This is a genomic window from Kitasatospora sp. NPDC054768, assembly GCF_053612025.1.
On sequence record NZ_JBSHBN010000040.1, the window covers coordinates 21,839 to 38,931 of the forward strand.

17 protein-coding genes are annotated in these 17,093 nt (G+C 73.3%); 4 read left to right on the forward strand and 13 right to left on the reverse strand.

The annotated features are described in order from the left end of the window. Nucleotides 1-45: 45 nt before the first annotated feature. The 3 genes from argJ to ACWGKU_RS14915 form a co-directional block, all read right to left on the reverse strand. Nucleotides 46-1,218, reverse strand: coding sequence for a bifunctional glutamate N-acetyltransferase/amino-acid acetyltransferase ArgJ (gene argJ / locus ACWGKU_RS14905; RefSeq protein WP_401049011.1), 1,173 nt, complete (start codon nucleotides 1,216-1,218; stop codon nucleotides 46-48). After that, on the reverse strand, nucleotides 1,215-2,243 hold the full coding sequence (gene argC, locus ACWGKU_RS14910; protein ID WP_401049009.1) for an N-acetyl-gamma-glutamyl-phosphate reductase: 1,029 nt from the start codon (nucleotides 2,241-2,243) through the stop codon (nucleotides 1,215-1,217). The genes argJ and argC overlap by 4 nt, the downstream gene beginning before the upstream one ends. A 93-nt stretch (nucleotides 2,244-2,336) precedes the next feature. Continuing rightward, entirely contained in the window at nucleotides 2,337-3,503 is a 1,167-nt protein-coding gene (locus ACWGKU_RS14915; RefSeq protein ID WP_359906020.1) for a methyltransferase, read from the reverse strand. A 126-nt stretch (nucleotides 3,504-3,629) separates the two neighbouring features. Between ACWGKU_RS14915 and ACWGKU_RS14920 the strand changes: the two genes are divergently transcribed. Continuing rightward, nucleotides 3,630-4,040 carry a VOC family protein gene (locus tag ACWGKU_RS14920; RefSeq protein ID WP_452177299.1) on the forward strand — a complete coding sequence of 137 codons (411 nt, stop codon included), beginning with the start codon at nucleotides 3,630-3,632 and terminating at the stop codon, nucleotides 4,038-4,040. A gap of 30 nt (nucleotides 4,041-4,070) precedes the next feature. After that, the gene (locus tag ACWGKU_RS14925) at nucleotides 4,071-4,445 is read left to right on the forward strand and encodes an RNA-binding S4 domain-containing protein (protein WP_359905959.1); all 375 of its coding nucleotides are present in this window, start codon (nucleotides 4,071-4,073) and stop codon (nucleotides 4,443-4,445) included. A gap of 94 nt (nucleotides 4,446-4,539) precedes the next feature. On the opposite strand, the gene ACWGKU_RS14930 is transcribed toward ACWGKU_RS14925, so the two are convergent. From ACWGKU_RS14930 to ACWGKU_RS14940, 3 genes are all read right to left on the reverse strand, one after another. Further along, nucleotides 4,540-5,046 carry an FBP domain-containing protein gene (locus ACWGKU_RS14930; RefSeq protein ID WP_387736205.1) on the reverse strand — a complete coding sequence of 169 codons (507 nt, stop codon included), beginning with the start codon at nucleotides 5,044-5,046 and terminating at the stop codon, nucleotides 4,540-4,542. Nucleotides 5,047-5,091: 45 nt separating this feature from the next. Next, complete coding sequence (locus ACWGKU_RS14935; protein ID WP_387693113.1) at nucleotides 5,092-5,646, reverse strand: HD domain-containing protein; 555 nt, start codon at nucleotides 5,644-5,646, stop codon at nucleotides 5,092-5,094. A gap of 114 nt (nucleotides 5,647-5,760) precedes the next feature. After that, nucleotides 5,761-6,645 (reverse strand): SAM-dependent methyltransferase, encoded by an 885-nt coding sequence (locus tag ACWGKU_RS14940; protein ID WP_452177298.1) that lies wholly within the window; start codon nucleotides 6,643-6,645, stop codon nucleotides 5,761-5,763. A 212-nt stretch (nucleotides 6,646-6,857) separates the two neighbouring features. Between ACWGKU_RS14940 and ACWGKU_RS14945 the strand changes: the two genes are divergently transcribed. Further along, nucleotides 6,858-7,772 carry a polysaccharide deacetylase family protein gene (locus ACWGKU_RS14945; RefSeq protein WP_401043840.1) on the forward strand — a complete coding sequence of 305 codons (915 nt, stop codon included), beginning with the start codon at nucleotides 6,858-6,860 and terminating at the stop codon, nucleotides 7,770-7,772. A 9-nt stretch (nucleotides 7,773-7,781) separates the two neighbouring features. On the opposite strand, the gene ACWGKU_RS14950 is transcribed toward ACWGKU_RS14945, so the two are convergent. After that, nucleotides 7,782-8,600, reverse strand: a complete 819-nt coding sequence (locus tag ACWGKU_RS14950) for an SDR family NAD(P)-dependent oxidoreductase (protein WP_401043837.1) — start codon at nucleotides 8,598-8,600, stop codon at nucleotides 7,782-7,784. 306 nt (nucleotides 8,601-8,906) lie between these two features. On the opposite strand from ACWGKU_RS14950, the gene ACWGKU_RS14955 reads away from it, so the two are divergent. Next, the gene (locus ACWGKU_RS14955; protein WP_359905942.1) at nucleotides 8,907-9,776 is read left to right on the forward strand and encodes a 3-hydroxybutyryl-CoA dehydrogenase; all 870 of its coding nucleotides are present in this window, start codon (nucleotides 8,907-8,909) and stop codon (nucleotides 9,774-9,776) included. 73 nt (nucleotides 9,777-9,849) lie between these two features. Here the strand turns inward: ACWGKU_RS14955 and ACWGKU_RS14960 are convergent, their stop codons facing one another. The 6 genes from ACWGKU_RS14960 to pheS form a co-directional block, all read right to left on the reverse strand. After that, nucleotides 9,850-10,692, reverse strand: a complete 843-nt coding sequence (locus tag ACWGKU_RS14960; protein WP_359905939.1) for a chitosanase — start codon at nucleotides 10,690-10,692, stop codon at nucleotides 9,850-9,852. Between the two features lie 121 nt (nucleotides 10,693-10,813). After that, nucleotides 10,814-11,779 carry a hypothetical protein gene (locus ACWGKU_RS14965; protein ID WP_452177297.1) on the reverse strand — a complete coding sequence of 322 codons (966 nt, stop codon included), beginning with the start codon at nucleotides 11,777-11,779 and terminating at the stop codon, nucleotides 10,814-10,816. Continuing rightward, entirely contained in the window at nucleotides 11,776-12,702 is a 927-nt protein-coding gene (locus tag ACWGKU_RS14970) for an ATP-binding cassette domain-containing protein (RefSeq protein ID WP_401043829.1), read from the reverse strand. The genes ACWGKU_RS14965 and ACWGKU_RS14970 overlap by 4 nt, the downstream gene beginning before the upstream one ends. Next, nucleotides 12,702-13,142, reverse strand: a complete 441-nt coding sequence (locus ACWGKU_RS14975) for a GntR family transcriptional regulator (protein ID WP_359905930.1) — start codon at nucleotides 13,140-13,142, stop codon at nucleotides 12,702-12,704. Before ACWGKU_RS14975 ends, ACWGKU_RS14970 begins: the two co-directional genes overlap by 1 nt. Before the next feature lie 126 nt (nucleotides 13,143-13,268). Continuing rightward, nucleotides 13,269-15,770 (reverse strand): phenylalanine--tRNA ligase subunit beta, encoded by a 2,502-nt coding sequence (gene pheT / locus ACWGKU_RS14980; RefSeq protein ID WP_452177296.1) that lies wholly within the window; start codon nucleotides 15,768-15,770, stop codon nucleotides 13,269-13,271. Then, nucleotides 15,770-16,891 carry a phenylalanine--tRNA ligase subunit alpha gene (gene pheS, locus ACWGKU_RS14985; RefSeq protein ID WP_401043820.1) on the reverse strand — a complete coding sequence of 374 codons (1,122 nt, stop codon included), beginning with the start codon at nucleotides 16,889-16,891 and terminating at the stop codon, nucleotides 15,770-15,772. Before pheS ends, pheT begins: the two co-directional genes overlap by 1 nt. Nucleotides 16,892-17,093: the final 202 nt, after the last annotated feature.

Sequence of the window (17,093 nt, forward strand, 5' to 3'; positions counted from 1 at the left end):
CTCGGGGTGTCGTGGCTCAGGGTGTCGCGGACGAAGTGACGCGGATCAGGTCGAGTAGGCGCTGTTCTCGTGAACGTAGTCGGCCGTCAGGTCGTTGGTCCACAGCGTGGCGCCCGCCGTACCGGCGTTGAGGTTCGCGGTGATGACGACCTCGCGGCCCTTCATGTCCACCAGGTCGCGGTCCTCGCCCACGCCGCCGGCCCTGCAGACCCAGACGCCGTTGATGGCGACGTCCAGCTCGTTCGGGTCGAAGGCGGCGGAGGTGGTGCCGATCGCGGCCAGCACCCGGCCCCAGTTGGGGTCCTCGCCGTGGATGGCGCACTTGAGCAGGTTGTTGCGGCTGATCGTCCGGGCGACCTCGACCGCCTCGTCCTCGGTGGCGGCGCCGGTGACGTCGATCCGGATCTCCTTGCTCGCGCCCTCCGCGTCGCCGATCAGCTGGCGGGCCAGGTCGGCGCTGACCGTGCGGACGGCCTCGGCGAACTCGGCCTGCTCCGGGGTGGTGCCGGAGGCGGCGGAGGCCAGCAGCAGCACGGTGTCGTTGGTCGACATGCAGCCGTCGGAGTCGATCCGGTCGAAGGTGGTGCGGGTGGCGCCGCGCAGCGCGGCGTCCAGGGCGGCGCTGTCCAGGTCGGCGTCGGTGGTGAGGACGACCAGCATGGTGGCGAGGCTCGGGGCGAGCATGCCCGCGCCCTTGGCCATGCCGCCGACCGTCCAGCCGGCCGGGCTGGTGTACTGGGCGGTCTTGTGCACCGTGTCGGTGGTCTTGATGGCGATCGCGGCGGCCTCGCCGCCGTCCTCGCCGAGCTCGCCGGCGGCCAGGGCGACCCCGGGGAGCAGGATGTCCATCGGCAGCCGCACCCCGATCAGGCCGGTGGAGGCGACGGCGACCTCGCCCGCGCCGAGGCCCAGCTCCGCGGCGACCTTCTCCGCGGTGGCGTGGGTGTCCTGGAAGCCGAGCGGGCCGGTGCAGGCGTTGGCGCCACCGGAGTTGAGGACGACCGCGGAGACCCGGCCGCCCTTGAGGACCTGCTCGGACCAGAGCACCGGCGCGGCCTTGACCCGGTTGGCGGTGAAGACGCCGGCGGCCGCGAGCGAGGGGCCGTCGTTGACCACCAGGGCGAGGTCGGGAGTGCCGGAGGCCTTGATGCCGGCGGTCACACCGGCGGCGCGGAAGCCCTTGGCTGCGGTCACTCCGACGTTGGTGGTCGTGCTCACGGTGCGACTCCGTTCACGGGAAGGCCGAGCTCCTCGGGCAGGCCGAGGGCGATGTTCATGCTCTGCACCGCGCCGCCGGCGGTGCCCTTGACCAGGTTGTCGATCGCGCTGATCGCGATGATCCGCCCGGCGGCGGCGTCCAGGGCGACCTGGACCAGGGCGGTGTTGGCGCCGTAGACGCTGCTGGTCTGCGGCCACTGGCCCTCGGGCAGCAGGTGGACGAAGGGCTCGTCCGCGAACGCCTCGGTGTAGGCGGCGCGCAGGCTCTGCGCCGTCACCCCCGGCCGGGCCTTGGCCGAGCAGGTGGCGAGGATGCCGCGCGGCATCGGGACGAGGGTGGGGGTGAAGGAGACGGAGACCGGCTCGCCCGCGAGCGGGGTGAGGTTCTGCGCCATCTCCGGGGTGTGCCGGTGGACGCCGCCGACGCCGTACGGGCTGACGCTGCCCATCACCTCACTGCCCAGCAGGTGCGGCTTGGCGGCCTTGCCTGCGCCGGAGGTGCCGGAGGCGGCGACCACCACGGCCTCCGGCTCGGCGAGCTGCGCGGCGTAGGCGGGGAACAGCGCCAGGGAGACGGCCGTCGGGTAGCAGCCGGGCACGGCGATCCGGTTGCTGCCCTTCAACGCGGCGCGGTGGCCGGGGAGTTCGGGCAGGCCGTAGGGCCAGGTGCCGGCGTGCGCGGAGCCGTAGAACTGCTCCCAGTCGGCGGCGGCCCTGAGCCGGAAGTCGGCGCCGCAGTCGATCACCAGGACGTTCGGGCCGAGCTCCTCGGCGACGGCGGCGGACCGGCCGTGCGGCAGCGCCAGGAACACCACGTCGTGGTCGGCCAGCACCTCGGGGGTGGTGGCCTCCAGGACGCGGTCGGCGAGCGGGAGGAGGTGCGGCTGGAGCGCGCCCAGTCCGGTGCCCGCGTTCGAGCCGCCGGTAAGCGCCCCGATCTCCACCTCCGGATGGCCGAGCAGCAGGCGCAGCACCTCGCCGCCCGCGTAACCGCTCGCGCCGGCGACGGCGACTCGCAATGCCATGGCGTTCCTCCTTAGTCGTGGCATGAATATACGCGTGGCGGAAAATTCATGCAAGGAGTGCGTGCCGGACCCCGTCGGGGCGAGGCGGCCCGGTCAGCGCTTGACGGCCCGCAGCACCACGAACTTGGGGTTACCGGCGACGAGTTGGCAGTTGCCGAAGAGGCGGCGCAGCTTGACGTGGTAACCGAGGTGGCGATTGCCGACCACCCAGAGTTCCCCGCCGGGCCGCAGCGCCCGCTTGGCGCCGGTGAACATCCTCCAGGCGGTGGCGTCGGTGGTGGCCTGGTGGGAGTGGAACGGCGGGTTGTTGAGCACCAGGTCCACCGAGCCGGCGGCGACCACGTCCGGCGCCAGGGCGTCGGCGGTCAGGAACCCGGCCGGGGCGTCCGGGCCCAGGTTGGTGCGGAAGGTCTCCTCGGCGGAGGCCACCGCCTGGTGCGACTCGTCCACGAAGACCAGCTCCGCGCCGGGCCCGGCCAGCGCGGCGGCCGTACCGACCACCCCGTTGCCGCAGCCGAGGTCCACCACCCGGGCGCCGGGGGCGGGCACGGGCAGGTGGGCCAGGAAGAAGCGGGTGCCGATGTCCAGCCGGTCGGCGCAGAAGGTGCCCGCGTGGTTGACGACCGTACGGCCGGAGGCGGCGCCGATGTCCGACGGCAGCGCGTAGCGGTGCGGCCACGGGTTGGGACCGGCGTCGAGCGCCCGGTCCGGGGTGCAGAGGATCAGCCGGGCCTTGCGCACGGCCAGTGAGGTGCGGGTCGGCCCGAGGATCCGCTCGAAGAGCTGGAGCGTGGAGGTGTGGATCTCGGTGACCATGCCGGAGCCGATCACCACGGTGCCCTCGTGGAGCGCGGGGGCGAGCCGGTGCAGCTGGTCCTCCAGCAGGGCCAGGCTCTTGGGGACGCGCACCAGCAGCACGTCGATCCGCTCCGGCGGGGCGTCCCGGGTGGTGAGCAGCCGGGTCTCGTCGACGGCGGCGCCGGCCCGGGCCAGATTGGCCAGGGTGGCCTGCCGGCCGAGGTGGGAGTCGGTGATCTGGACCGGCCGGTACTCGGCCAGCGCGGTGGTCAGCGCGCCCCAGCGGTCGCCGAGGACGGCGACCGTACGGCCGGCCAGCTCCGTCGCGGCGCCGGCCGCGCTGTCGGCCTCGCCCGCCAGGTGGCGCAGCAGGTACTCGTCGGCGGCGTCCCAGGCCCGCAGCCGCTCGCGCGGGTCCACGGGGAAACGGGTGAGCTCGAAGGCGCCCCACGGGGTGGCCAAGGCGGTGTCCGGCGGGGTCGCGGCGGGCGTGGTCTGGGGATTCATCGTGTTCTCAGGCTATCCGACGGCCCCCGGGAGCGATGACGGACGGATACTGGAAGAGCCCGACCGAGAGGGGTGAGGGCGATGGAGTGGAAACTCGAAGTCGTGGTGGTCCCGGTGTCGGACGTGGACCGCTCGAAGCTCTTCTACGAGGAGCAGGCCGGGTTCACCGTCGACCACGACACCCTGCTGCGGGACGGGATCCGGGTGGTCCAGCTGACGCCCCCCGGCTCGTCCTGCTCCATCGTGGTGGGCAAGGGGGTGATCGACTCTCCGCCCGGATCGGTCAAGGGGCTCCAGCTGGTGGTGCCGGACATCGAGAGGGCGCACGCCGAACTGGCGGCGCGGGGCGTGGCGGTCAGCCCGGTCCAGCACTTCGTGGCGGGGGGCCGGGCGGACGGGCACGGCGAGGCGTGGAACAACTTCGTGTTCTTCAACGACCCGGACGGGAACGGCTGGGCGGTCCAGGAGGCGCCGCGCGCCGCCCAGGGCTGACCGGCGGCCGGCCTTGGGTAGGCTCCGGGGATGGCTGAACACGAGGGAAGCGTGCGGGTGGACAGCTGGATCTGGTCGGTCCGGCTGGTCAAGACGCGGGCGCTGGCGGCGGCCGCCTGCCGGGCCGGGCACGTCAAGGTGAACGGCGAGCGGGCCAAGCCGGCCCAGGCGCTGAAGCCCGGGGACGAGGTGCGGGTCCGCGAGGAGGGCCACGAACGGGTCGTGGTGGTGCAGAAGCTGATCCGCAAGCGGGTCGGCGCCGAGGTCGCGGCGCAGTGCCTGGTCGACAACAGCCCGCCGCGGCCGCCGCGCGAGTTCGTCGCGGCGGCCGGGACGCGGGACCGGGGGGCCGGGCGGCCGACCAAGCGGGAGCGCCGCGAGCTGGACCAGCTGCGCCGGACCTGAGCCGCGCGGGCACCGAACCGTACGGGCGCCGGGCCGCGCGGGCACGGACAGGCCCGGGCACGGACAGGCCCGGGCACGGACAGGCCCGGAGCCGTTACACGGCAGCGGTGGCGAGCACCTTGGCGAGGAAGCCGCCGAGGTTGCCCACCGTCCGGTCGATCTGCAGCTCCAGCGGCAGCGATTCGTCGGGCCGGGTGACCAGGGTGGACTTCTTCAGCCCGCGCACGTAGAGGGAGCAGGCGAGGTCGGCGCAGATGTAGGTGCCGACCGTGTTGCCCTCGCGCCCGGCCGCCCCGGCCCGGCGGGCGGCGAGCAGCGCGACCCCGGACCCGGCGTGCGCGGTGATGCACAGCGAGCACACGTTGGTCTTGGTCAGGCTGCGCCGGATCACCGGCGAGCGCAGCGTCAGGCCGACCGGCTCGCCCTGGTACGGCGCCACCAGGTACGCCCGGTCGGGCGCGCCCTGGTCCCGCCAGCCGAGGAAGTCCAGGTGCTCCCAGGGCAGCTCCGCCAGGCCCCGGGGCAGGTTGAGCCGGCGGGCCTCGCCCTTGGAGCAGTTGACGAAGGACGCGCGGATCTCGTTCTCGCTCAGGGGTTCCATGTCGCGGAAGCTAACACCGGCCCGCCCGTCGTGTCGCGCCGATTTTCACCCGGTCCGCACCGGGTGGGCGGCCTGGACGGCGAGCCGCCGCGGGGCGTCCTCGCCGATCCGGGTGAGCAGGTCGTCCAGGGCGAGGAAGGCTTCCCAGCGTTCCTGCCCGCCGGCGGCGGCGAGGCGCTCGACCACCAGGTCCTCCAGGTCCGGGACCCGCTTGTTCTTCCAGGCCTTGTCGGCCAGGCTGACCAGCAGTGACTCGACGGTGACGCCGGGTCCGTCCCAGCTCGCGTGGCCGCGGGCGAAGCGGGCGAGGTGCTCGGGGACGCCCCGGGCGAGCAGCAGGGCGTATCCGGCGGGCTCGTGCAGGGAGCCGGGGGCGGAGAGCTCCTCGGGGTGGACGGTCTTGCCGATGTCGTGGGTGGCGGCGCCGTACAGGACGGCCTCGTGGTCGAAGGCCAGGCCCGCGCGGGCGCAGAAGCCGACGATCTCCCCGGCCACCTCGTGCACCAGGGCGAGGTGGGCGACCAGGCGGGGCGGGGCGTCGACGGCCCGCAGCAGTTCGGCGACGCCGGGGGGCAGCGGAGGCAGGTCGGTGGTGGTCACGTCGCAGGGTACCCACGACGGTGAGGGACTGTCAGTGGCGGTCCCTAGGCTTCGACGGTCCGGTCCCGGCGCAGGAGGGAGGCACCGGGACCGGACCCCGAGGGACGCTCGGGGCTACTTCTTGAAGGCGACACCGGCGTACGCCGAGACGTCCTGCCAGCCCTCGGGGAGTTCGGAGGTGGGCACGTGGCCCGCGACGGGGCGCCAGAGCGGGAGCTGGACGAGCCCGGGGCCGGCGAACTCGAAGTCGCCGAAGAAGGGTTCGACGCCGGACCGCGGGCGCAGCACGAGCGGGGCGCTGGCGCTGCGGTAGATGCGGGTGCCCTCGGAGGCGCTCTCGCGGGAGGCGAAGTCGGGGCTGCCGTGGGAGAGGATCAGCGCGCTGCCCGGGGCGAGCGCGTCGCGCAGGGTGCGGACGATCTGCTGCGCACCCTCCTCGTCGCGGATGAAATGCAGCACGGCGACCAGCATCAGCGCGACCGGCCGGGAGAGGTCGACGGCGTCGGCCAGCGCGGGGTGGCCGAGGATGGCGGCCGGGTCGCGCAGGTCGGCCTCGATCACCGAGGTGTGCCCGGTGGGGTGGCCGGCCAGCAGGGCGCGGGCGTGGGTGGCGACGATCGGGTCGTTGTCCACGTACACCACCCGGGCGTCCGGGGCGACCCGCTGGGCGACCTCGTTGGTGGAGCCGACCGCCGGGATGCCGGTGCCGATGTCGACGAACTGGCGCACGCCCCGGCTCGCGACGAACTCCACGGCGCGGCCGAGGAACTGCCGGTTGGTGCGGGCCAGCAGCGGCAGCGCGGGGTAGGCGGATATCGCGGCCTGGGCGGCCTTGCGGTCGGCCTCGAAGTTGTCCTTGCCGCCGAGGTAGTAGTCGTACATCCGGGCGGTGTGCGGGACACCGGTGTCCAGCTCGCTCGGGGGCTGCCAGTCCTCGGCTCTGGCCCAGTCCCACTCGGTGTCCGTGCTCCGGCCGGTCGCCGCGCCGTCCTCGTACATCCTGTCCGCCCCCAATGCGCAATGCCGGAAGAGTTTGGCCACCGCCGGTCAACTCACGGTGCGCGGTGATCGTATCCAAGGACACACCGCGGAAACAGCGGGAGTTCAGGTTTACGCAACACCCGGTCGCAGGGTGTGTGCACGTCAAAGCCGGTGCGGGCCCGGTCGGGTCGGATCGCCCGCCGGAGCCGTCCTCTCTATGCTGGCTGCCGATGACTGCCGACCGCCGCACCGTACTGCGCGCCACCGCCCGGATCGCCGCCCTCGCCGCCACCGGCGGCCTGCTCACCGCGTGCGGCACCGGAACGCTCCGCCGGGCCGACCCGGGGGCACTCGCCGCGCACCCCGGGACCGTGGACCCGCAGCACACCACCGACCCGGCCTGGAACGGCGCGGAGGGCCCGGCCTCCCCCGCGCCCACCGCCCCGGCGGAACCCGGGCCCGACGGTGGGCCGACCGCCGCCGCGGCCGCCGCCCAGCCCTCCGCCCCGCCGGCCCCGCCCGTGCTGCCGCCGCTCGCGCCCGGCACCCCGGCCGAGGTCGCGTACGGGCCGCGCACCGGGAGGAACGTGGCGCTCACCTTCCACGGCAGCGGCGACCCGAAGCTGGCCACCGCCCTGCTGGAGGCCGCCGAGCAGCGCGGTGCCAAGGTGACCGTGATGGTCGTCGGCAGCTGGTTCGACCAGCAGCCGCAGATGGCCCGGCGGATCCTGGACGGCGGCCACGAGCTGGGCAACCACACCCAGAACCACCTCAACATCTCGGCCATGGCGCCCGACCAGGCGCGCGCCGAGATCGCCCAGTGCGCCGAGCGCCTGCAGCGGCTCACCGGCTCGATCGGCCGCTGGTTCCGCCCCTCCGCCGCGCAGTACGCCACCCCGATGGTGCGCGAGCAGGCCAGGGCGGTCGGGTACGAGCACGTGCTGTCCTTCGACGTCGACCCGCGCGACTACAACGACCCCTCGGCCGCCGAGCTGCAGCGCCGGGTGCTGAACTCGGTGCGCGGCGGCTCGGTGGTGGCGCTGCACATGGGGCACCAGTGCACGGTGGACGCGCTGCCCGGCATCCTGGACGGCCTGGCCAAGGCGGGACTCACGCCGGTGACCGCCAGCCGGCTCTGCGCCTGAAAGCCCTGGTCAGACCATCGGGTCGTCGTCCTTGTACGGGCGCAGCCGCAGCGTGCGGGCGTCCGCGGCGCAGATCGCGTCGGCCCGGTTGACCAGTTCCTCCAGGTCGTCCCGGCCGGCGTGGATGAAGCGCCCGTGCAGCCCGTCGAAGCGGCCGCGGGCCGCGTCCACGGTGACCGCGACCATGTACGGGATGGAGCCCCAGTCCGTGGTGCCCTTGAACATCGGCATCCCGGCGGTCATGTCGGTGGCCACCGCGCCCGGGCTGATGTCGAGGACGACGATGCCGTTGCGGGCCAGCGAGTCCGCCATGTTGTCGGAGAGCTGGAGCAGCGCGCCCTTGGAGGTGGCGTACGCGGTGTAGTCGCCGTCCGGGCGCAGGGCGAAGCCGGAGTTGAGGTTGATCACCCGGCCGCGCCGGCGGGCGACCATGCCGGGGAGCACGCAGCGCAGCAGGTTGTAGGGGCCGCGCAGGTTGGTCTCGATCACCTGCCACCACTGGTTGGCGTCGGTCTCCCAGAGCGGCACCTCGGCGCGGTCGACCAGGCCGGCGTTGTTGACCAGCAGGTCGATCGGCCCGAGGTCGCGCTCGACCAGCCGGACCGCCTCGCGCACCGAGCCGGGGCGGGTCACGTCGGCGGTCACGGCGACACCCCGGGAGCCGCGCCTGACGCACTCCTTGAGGGTGTCGGTCAGTGTCTCGTGGGTGCGGCCGACCAGGCCGACGGACATCCCCTCGGCGGCCAGGCCGATGGCGAGTTCCCGGCCGATGCCCCGGCCGGCCCCGGTGATCAGGGCAACCTGTCCTGCGAGCGATCCCGTCGACACCCCGTACTCCCTTCGCGTGTCCGGCCCTGTCCTCTTCCGCCCCCGGCCCCCGTCTGCGGCATTCTGTCGGGCGCCGGGCGGAGCCGGGCCCGGGCACACGGGTCCGGGGTCGCCGCCTCACTCGTTCGGGGGACTCCCGGCCGTGGCACCCTGCCGGGGAGGGGGTGACCTACTGGCCGGTACGGAGTAGTAACGTCGTCGGGGCGGTGACCGGTGCACCCATTCCGGCGCACCGGCCCGTTGTCCAGCAGCTCGCTGGGCCACCCGCTGGCTGGGCGACCCCCAGCACCGTCGAAGGGCAACTGAGTGAGTGACATCGCGCGCGTCGGAGTGATCGGCTGCGGCCTGATGGGGTCGGGAATCGCCGAGGTCTTCGCCCGGGCCGGGCTGGACGTCCTGGTGTCGGAGGCCAGCGGTGAGGCGCTGGAGTTCGGCCGCACCCGGCTGACCAACTCCCTGGAGACGGCCGTCAAGCGGGGCAAGCTGACGCCCGAGGAGCGGGACGAGGCGCTGGCCCGGCTGTCCTTCACCGTCGAGCTGTCCGACTTCGCCGACCGCGACCTGGTGGTCGAGGCCGTCGCCGAGCGCGAGGACATCAAGGTCCGGATCTTCGAGACCCTGGACCGGGTGGTCGAGCGCCGCGACGCGATCCTCGCCTCCAACACCTCCTCGATCCCGATCGTGAAGCTGGCCGCCGCCACCAGCCGCCCGGAGCAGGTGATCGGCCTGCACTTCTTCAACCCGGCGCCGGTGCAGAAGCTGGTCGAGGTCATCCCGACCCTGACCACCTCGGCGACCACCACCGAGCGGGTCGAGGCCTTCGCCTCCCAGGTGCTCGGCAAGGAGCCGATCCGCGCCCGTGACCGGGCCGGCTTCGTGGTCAACGCGCTGCTGGTGCCGTACCTGCTGTCCGCGGTGCGGATGTTCGAGACGGGCGTGGCCACCGCCTCGGACATCGACAAGGGCATGGAGGCCGGCTGCGCCCACCCGATGGGCCCGCTGCGGCTGTGCGACCTGATCGGCCTGGACACCATCGTCTCGATCGCCGAGTCGATGTACGACGAGTACAAGGAGCCGCTGTACGCCGCTCCCCCGCTGCTCTCCCGGATGGTCGACGCCGGCCTGCTGGGCCGCAAGTCCGGCCGGGGCTTCTACGACTACACCGCGAGCGCCTGACACCCGCGGCGGGACGGACGGCGGGGCCCGGCGGCCGGTTCACGGCCGCCGGGCCCTTTCGCCTGTCGGGGCGTCAGCTGTTGATGGCGTAGCTGTCGCCGTAGACCTTCCACTTCAGCGGCGGGTTGAGGTCGAAGTTCTTGGCGTTGAGGAAGACCAGCTGCTCGGTGTCGACCCGGCTGGTGTCCGAGTGCGCCTCCTCCTTCTTCATGACCACCTTGCGGGCGTCCAGGAAGGCCTTGAGGTAGGTGGCCTCGTCGCCGCCCTGGGCGGGCGTCCTGGCCTTCTTCATGGCGGCGGCGCGGATGCCGCCGAAGCTGTCCGAGCTGTTGCCCGGGCCGTGCATGACGATGGCGTCGTAGTAGGCGAACTGGCCGAGCGCGCGCAGGCCGTCACTCTTCGCCTGGTTGACGGCGGGGTTGAAGTACACCCGGTCGCGCTCGTCGTTCTGGGCCTGCTGGAAGACGGTGTCCTTGGCGGCGGTGGCCCAGTCCTTCTCGAAGGCGGAGCCGAGGCCGGCGTGCGATTCGCTGCCGTTGACCTTCTTCAGGGCCGGCAGGTACTTGGCCAGGATGTTGCCGGGCTTGAGGTCGGTGTAGTGCTGGACCAGGTCCAGCATGTCACCGGTGCCGGAGCAGAAGCCGATGATGCCGGCGGTGTAGCCGCGGCCGTCCTTGATGTCCTCGATGTACTTGTACTGGGCCTTCCAGTCCAGCGACGAGTTCTCCGCGCTGGACACCAGCTGCATGGCGATGTCCTTCTTGTGCGGGTCGTCCAGCCCGACCCCCTTGAACTGGACGGCGGCGGCCGGCGACGGGGCGGCCTGGGCCGCCGAGGTGGCCGCGACGGTCAGCGGCGCGGCCACCAGGGCGGCGGCGAGGGCGATGCGGAGGGCACGACGGGGCTGAGGGCGCATGGGACGCTCCGATTCCTCGTGGGTTAGGAAACTTTCCTAACGAGAAAAAGGAAAAGCCCTGACGCCGCACTCCCGCAAGGGTTTTGACGGAACCTCTTCAAGAGATCTTGGCGGCCGGGGCTCAGAACGCCCGGCGCCGCACCCACCAGACCGCCGCCGCGCACAGCGCCACCGCGAGCAGGAGCGTCCAGCCGAACTCGATGAACTGGAACGGCCAGAACCTGCTCGCCGGCTGGTACACCTCGTGCGCGGTGTAGCCGCCGTCGCGCACCAGCTCCTGGAGGTGGGCGAAGTCCCCGCCGATGTCGTAGAAGGCGCCGGTCGGGATCCGCTTCCCGGCCGGGTCGGAGAACCAGACGTTCAGCACCCAGCGGTCGTCCAGCGCCATGGGCTTCATGGAGTGCACCGCGTCCTCCAGCGGAGGCAGGTAGTGCGCGCGCACGGAGTGGGCGAGGAACGGCAGCGCGACCGAGGCCAGCAGGCCGGCCCCCACCGCGACCACCGTACGGCGGAGCACCGCACCGGCCAGCACCGCGACCCCGAAGGCCACCAGCACCCGTCCGACCAGCACCGGCGGAGTCTGCACGAAGACCTCCGGGCTGAACCCCCCGACCCGGAGCGTCAGCGGCCCGCTCCACCAGCGCAGCAGCAGCCCGAACAGCGCCGCCACGACGGCCAGCACCGCGCCGCCCATGACCAGGCCGCCCACCGTCCAGCGGGTCCGCCCGGCGCCCTGGGTCCAGGCGAAACGCACCGTGCCGTGCTCGAACTCCCGTGCCAGCAGCGGGCCTCCGAGGAAGGCCCCGAAGGCCCCGCCGAGGACGTAGAACACGGAGTCGAGCGCCAGCAGGCCGTCGCCGTACTCGCGCAGGAACTGCTTGTACATGGCCATGCAGGCGTCGGTGGCCGGGTCGCAGGAGGCCGCGCCGGTGCGGGCCAGGCCGTCGTGCAGGTACCAGCCGTGGACCAGCAGCCCGAGGGAGATCGCGGCCATCACCGTCAGCAGGGTCAGCAGCGCGGGCCGGTGCCGCAGCCCGGCCGCCCGCAGGACGGCGGAGCGGGGCGGGGCGAGGGACAGGGAGCTCACGGCAGCAGCACCTTCTCGTTCGGGTGGACGGCCCCGCGCGGGCCGGGGAGGGCGGAGGCGGCCGGCTCGCGCAGGTAGGCGAGCACCAACTCCGTCAGCCCGACGCGCTGCTGGTGCCAGGAGCCGGAGACCGGGGCGTCCACGCCGCCGGTGCGGACCAGCAGGTGGGACTGGGCGCCGGCCCGGCGGTCGCGGACCACCGGAAGCTGTCCGGCCACCCGGTCGGCCTCGGCGGTCGGGCCGGTGAGCATCCGGTGGCCGGCCAGCAGGTCGTCCACCTCCCCCGCGACCTGGACCCGGCCGGCGCCGAGCACCACCAGGTAGTCGCAGCTCTGCTCCAGTTCGTTGACGGCGTGCGAGGAGAACACCACCGACATCCCGTCCTCGGCCACCGCGGTCAGCAGCACGGCCATGAAGTCGTGCCGCGCGAGCGGGTCGAGAGCGGCCAGGGGCTCGTCCAGCAGCAGGAGTTCGGGGCGCTTGGCGAGTGCCAGCGCGAGCGAGACCTGGGCCTGCTGACCGCCGGAGAGGCGGCCGTACTTGCGGTCCAGCGGGATGCCCAGGCCGTCCAGGTGGGTACGGGCCCGGGCGTCGTCCCAGCGGCGGTTGAGGTGACGGCCCATCGCCAGCAGGTCGCGCACGGGCACGCCGGGGTAGAGCGCGGCGTTCTGGGCGACGAAGCCGATCCGGTCCAACGCGCGCGGGGAGCCGGGCAGCTGGTCGCCGAGGACGGTCAGCGCGCCCTCGCTCGGCAGGGTCAGTCCGGCGGCCAGGCTGAGCAGCGTGGTCTTGCCGGCGCCGTTGGGGCCGACCAGGGCCACCACGTGCCCGGCGGGGAGGGCGAGCCGGCAGTCCCGCAGCGCCCAGGAGCGCCGGTAGCGCTTGCCGAGCCCGGCGCAGTCGATCACCGTGTCCACGGCCATCAGGCCACCACCCCGTCCCGGTCCTCGCGCAGGTCGCGCAGCGCGTCCTCGAACACCGCGGCCATCCCCTCCTCGTCCAGCCCGGCGGTCCGCGCCGAGCGCATCCAGTCCAGCAGCCCGCGGCGCAGCGCGGCCCGCTCGCGCAGCGGCACCACCCCGGCGGGCAGGCCCCGCACGAAGGTGCCCTGGCCCCGGCGGCCGGCCGCGAGGCCGCGGTGCTCCAGTTCGCGGTACGCCTTGAGCACGGTGTTCGGGTTGATCGCCAGCCCGGCCACCACCTCGCGCACCCGGGGCAGCCGGTCCCCCTCGGTCAACCAGCCCATCCGCAGCGCCTGTTCGACCTGCTGCACGAGCTGCAGGTAGGTCGGGACGCCGGAGGCCGGGTCCAGGCGGAACTCGATCGGGGAGGGCTGGTCGGCATCGTCTTTATCTACTTCCATAGGTAAAGAGATAAACGATGGACCGACGCACCGTCAACCCGGGGCAGTGTCAACCCGGGGAAGTGGAAAGGGCCCCGCCCCGGACGCGTGGTCCGGGGCGGGGCCCTCCTGGGTACTACGGCCGCGTCAGACGCCGCGCAGCACCGCGCCGGTGCGGGCGACAGCCTCGGCGACGGCCGCCTCGCGGGCGGCGGTCGCCTCGTCGGCGGTCAGGGTGCGGTCGGTCGCGCGGAAGCGCAGCGCGTACGCCAGCGACTTCTTGCCCTCGCCGACCTGCTCACCGGTGAACACGTCGAACAGCCGGATGGCCTCCAGCAGTTCGCCCGCGCCGGAGCGCAGCGCGGCCTCGACCTCGGCGGCCGGGACAGCGGTGTCGACGATCAGCGCGACGTCCTGGGTCGCCACCGGGAAACCGGAGACGGTCGGGCCGCCGACCCGCTCGGCGCCGTCGGCGGTGAGCAGGTCGATGTCGATCTCCATCGCGGCGGTGCGGGCCGGCAGCCCGAGCGCCTTGACCACCCGCGGGTGCAGCTCACCGGCGTGGCCGACCACCCGGTCGGTGCCGGCCACCAGCAGCTCGGCGCAACGGCCCGGGTGCCACGGGGCCAGCTGGCCCTGCCGGACGGTCAGCTCGATGCCGGCCGCCCGGGCCACCGTGCGGGCCGCCTCGACGGCGTCCGCCCAGGAGGCCTGGGCACCCTTGCCCCACCAGCCCGACGGCAGCCGCTCGCCCGCGAGGGCGACCGCGATCCGGCGCGGCTGGTCCGGCAGCGCGGCGTCCAGCGCGGCCAGCTCCTCGTCGCTGGGCCGGTGGTCGACCGCCGGACGCGGGGCCACGCTCAGCTCGTCCTTGGGCAGGAAGACGGTGCCGGTCTCGAAGATCGCCAGGTCGGTGTTGCCCCGGCCGACGTTGCGCCGCAGCGCGCCGAGCAGGCCCGGCAGCAGCGTGGTGCGCAGCGCCGGCTCCTCGTCGTTCAGCGGGTTGACCAGCTTCACCGTGCGGCGGCGCCGGTCGTCCGCCTCCAGGCCGAGCGCCTCGAAGGCGGTCTCGCCGAGGAACGGGTAGTTGTTGACCTCGACGTAGCCGGCCCCGGCCAGCGCGACGCCGATCCGGCGGTGCACCCGCTGGGCCTCGGTCAGGCCCTTGCCCGGGGGAACGTCGGGCATCCGGGCGGGGACGTTGTCGTAGCCCTCCAGCCGGATGACCTCCTCCGCGAGGTCGTACGGGTCGGTGAGGTCCGGGCGCCAGGTCGGCGGGGTGACCTCCAGGACGTCGGCGCCGGAGACCGAGCAGCCGATCTCCTGCAGGCGCCGGGTGACGGTCTCGCGGCCGTACCCGGTGCCGGCCACCCGGTCGGGCAGGTCGGCGGCGATGGTGATGGTGCGCACCGGGTGCGGGGCCGCGATGTCGGTGACCCCGGCCTCGGCGGTGCCGCCGGCGATCAGGACCAGCAGGTCGACGGCGCGCTGCGCGGCGGCGCGGGCGGCCTCCGGGTCGACGCCGCGCTCGAAGCGCTTGGACGCCTCGGAGGGCAGCTTGTGCCGCTTGGCACTGCGGGCGATGGCGACCGCGTCGAAGTGCGCCGCCTCGATGATCACCTCGGTGGTGCCCGGGCCCGCGGCCGGGTCGAGGATCTCGGTGGAGGCGCCGCCCATCACACCGGCCAGGCCGATCGGGCCACTGTTGTCGCAGATCAGCAGGTCCTCGGCGGAGAGCTTGCGCTCGACCCCGTCGAGGGTGGTGAGGCTCTCGCCCTGCTCCGCCCGGCGGACCGTGATCGGGCCCGACACGCGCTGCTTGTCGTAGGCGTGCAGCGGCTGGCCGACCTCCAGCATCACGTAGTTGGTGATGTCGACGGTCAGCGAGATCGGGCGGATGCCCGACTTCTGGAGCCGGCGCTGCAGCCAGATCGGGGACTTGGCGTTCGGGTCGACGCCGACGACCGTACGGGCCACGAAGCGGTCGCAGCCGGCCTGGTCGTTGACCTTCACCAGGTAGCCGAAGGAGTTCGCCGGCGGCACGTCGAGCAGCGCCGGGTCGGCCAGCGGCAGCCCGTACGCGGCGGCGGCCTCACGGGCCACGCCGCGCATGGACAGGCAGTAGCCGCGGTCCGGGGTGACGGCGATGTCGAGCACCTCGTCGACGAGCTGGAGCAGCTCGATGGCGTCGGTGCCGGGCTCGAACTCCGGCGGGAGCACGATGATGCCGTCGTGGTCGTCGCCCATGCCCAGCTCGCGGGCGGAGCAGATCATGCCGGCCGAGGTGTGGCCGTAGGTCTTGCGGGCCGCGATCGGGAACGGGCCGGGCAGCACGGCGCCCGGGAGCACGACCACGACCTTGTCGCCGACGGCGAAGTTGGTCGCGCCGCAGACGATCTCCTGCGGCTCGCCGGTGCCGTTGGCGTCGCCGACGTTCACGAAGCAGTGCCGGATCGGCTTCTTGAAGCCGGACAGCTCCTCGATGGAGAGCACCTCGCCGACCACCAGCGGACCCTTGAGGTCCGTGCCGATCCGCTCGACGGTCTCGACCTCCAGGCCGGCCCGGACCAGGCGCTCCGCGACGTCACGGCCGGTCTCGCCGGCCGGCAGGTCGACGTACTCGCGCAGCCAGGAAAGCGGGACGCGCATCAGATCTCCATCCCGAACGGGAGGGTGAAGCGGACGTCACCCTCGACCATGTCGCGCATGTCGGCGACGTTGTGACGATTCATCAGGATCCGCTCCAGGCCCAGGCCGAAGGCGAAGCCGCTGTAGCGGTTGGGGTCGACGCCGCAGGCGACCAGCACCCGCGGGTTGACCACGCCGCAGCCGCCGAGCTCGATCCAGCCCTCGGAGGAACAGGTCCGGCACGGCCGGTCCGGGTTGCCGACGCTCGCACCGCGGCACACGAAGCACTGGAGGTCGATCTCCGCGCTCGGCTCGGTGAACGGGAAGTAGGACGGGCGCCAGCGCAGCTCCAGGCCGCCACCGATCAGCTTCTCGACCAGCACCTCGATGGTGCCCTTGAGGTCGGCGAAGGTGATGCCCTCGTCCACCGCGAGGCCCTCGACCTGCCGGAAGACCGGGGTGTGGGTGGCGTCCAGCTCGTCGGTCCGGTAGACCCGGCCCGGGCAGACCACGTAGACGGGGGGCTCGCGGTCGAGCATGGTGCGGGCCTGGACCGGGGAGGTCTGGGTGCGCAGCACCACGCCGGAGTCGGCGGAACCGTCCGGGGCCTGGACGAAGAAGGTGTCCTGCATCGAGCGGGCCGGGTGGTCCGGGCCCAGGTTGAGGGCGTCGAAGTTGAGCCACTCGGCCTCGACCTCGGGGCCCTCCGCGACCTGGTAGCCCATCGCGACGAAGGTGTCCTCGATGAGCTCGGCCATCGTGGTCAGCGGGTGCCGGGCGCCGCGCGGGGCGCGGTCGTACGGCAGCGTGACGTCCACCGCCTCCTCGACCAGCACGCGGGCGTCGCGCTCCGCCTCCAGCTCGGCCTGCCGCTTGGCGAGGGCCTGGTTGACCGCCCCGCGGGCCTGGCCGATCAGCTTTCCGGCCGCCGCCTTCGCGTGCGGGGGCAGAGCGCCGATCTCGCGATTGGCGAGCGAGAGCGCGGAGCGGTCGCCGGTGTGGGCGACCTTGGCCTGCTTCAGTTCGTCCAGGGAGCCGGCGGCGGCGAACGCGGCGATCGCCTCGTCCCGCGCCTGCTCCACCACCTCGGGCTTGAGGGCCTCGACCTCGACCGGGTCGTACGACTTGTTGGGTGCCGACATCTCTATCTTTCCCGTGCTCCTGCTCGTCCGTGCTCAAGGTCTTTGGGCCAACGCCAAAGGTCGAGTGTAGTCGCAGCGGGTATCACCGCTGCCGCGAAGCCCGTCCGGGGAGACGACGCCCGACCTGCTCGGGAACTCCGAGCACGCGGTGCGCTTGCCGTGCATGCTCCTTCAGAGCATGCCGTGCTTGTCGTTCATGCTC

Bases quoted from the DNA above. Each gene is read 5' to 3' on its own strand.
- argC (WP_401049009.1), bottom strand. From the start codon at position 2,243: ATGGCATTGCGAGTCGCCGTCGCCGGCGCGAGCGGTTACGCGGGCGGC.
- ACWGKU_RS14920 (WP_452177299.1), top strand. From the start codon at position 3,630: ATGGAGTGGAAACTCGAAGTCGTGGTGGTCCCGGTGTCGGACGTGGAC.
- ACWGKU_RS14925 (WP_359905959.1), top strand. From the start codon at position 4,071: ATGGCTGAACACGAGGGAAGCGTGCGGGTGGACAGCTGGATCTGGTCG.
- ACWGKU_RS14930 (WP_387736205.1), bottom strand. From the start codon at position 5,046: ATGGAACCCCTGAGCGAGAACGAGATCCGCGCGTCCTTCGTCAACTGC.
- ACWGKU_RS14940 (WP_452177298.1), bottom strand. From the start codon at position 6,645: ATGTACGAGGACGGCGCGGCGACCGGCCGGAGCACGGACACCGAGTGG.
- ACWGKU_RS14945 (WP_401043840.1), top strand. From the start codon at position 6,858: ATGACTGCCGACCGCCGCACCGTACTGCGCGCCACCGCCCGGATCGCC.
- ACWGKU_RS14960 (WP_359905939.1), bottom strand. From the start codon at position 10,692: ATGCGCCCTCAGCCCCGTCGTGCCCTCCGCATCGCCCTCGCCGCCGCC.
- ACWGKU_RS14970 (WP_401043829.1), bottom strand. From the start codon at position 12,702: ATGGCCGTGGACACGGTGATCGACTGCGCCGGGCTCGGCAAGCGCTAC.
- ACWGKU_RS14975 (WP_359905930.1), bottom strand. From the start codon at position 13,142: ATGGAAGTAGATAAAGACGATGCCGACCAGCCCTCCCCGATCGAGTTC.
- pheT (WP_452177296.1), bottom strand. From the start codon at position 15,770: ATGCGCGTCCCGCTTTCCTGGCTGCGCGAGTACGTCGACCTGCCGGCC.
- pheS (WP_401043820.1), bottom strand. From the start codon at position 16,891: ATGTCGGCACCCAACAAGTCGTACGACCCGGTCGAGGTCGAGGCCCTC.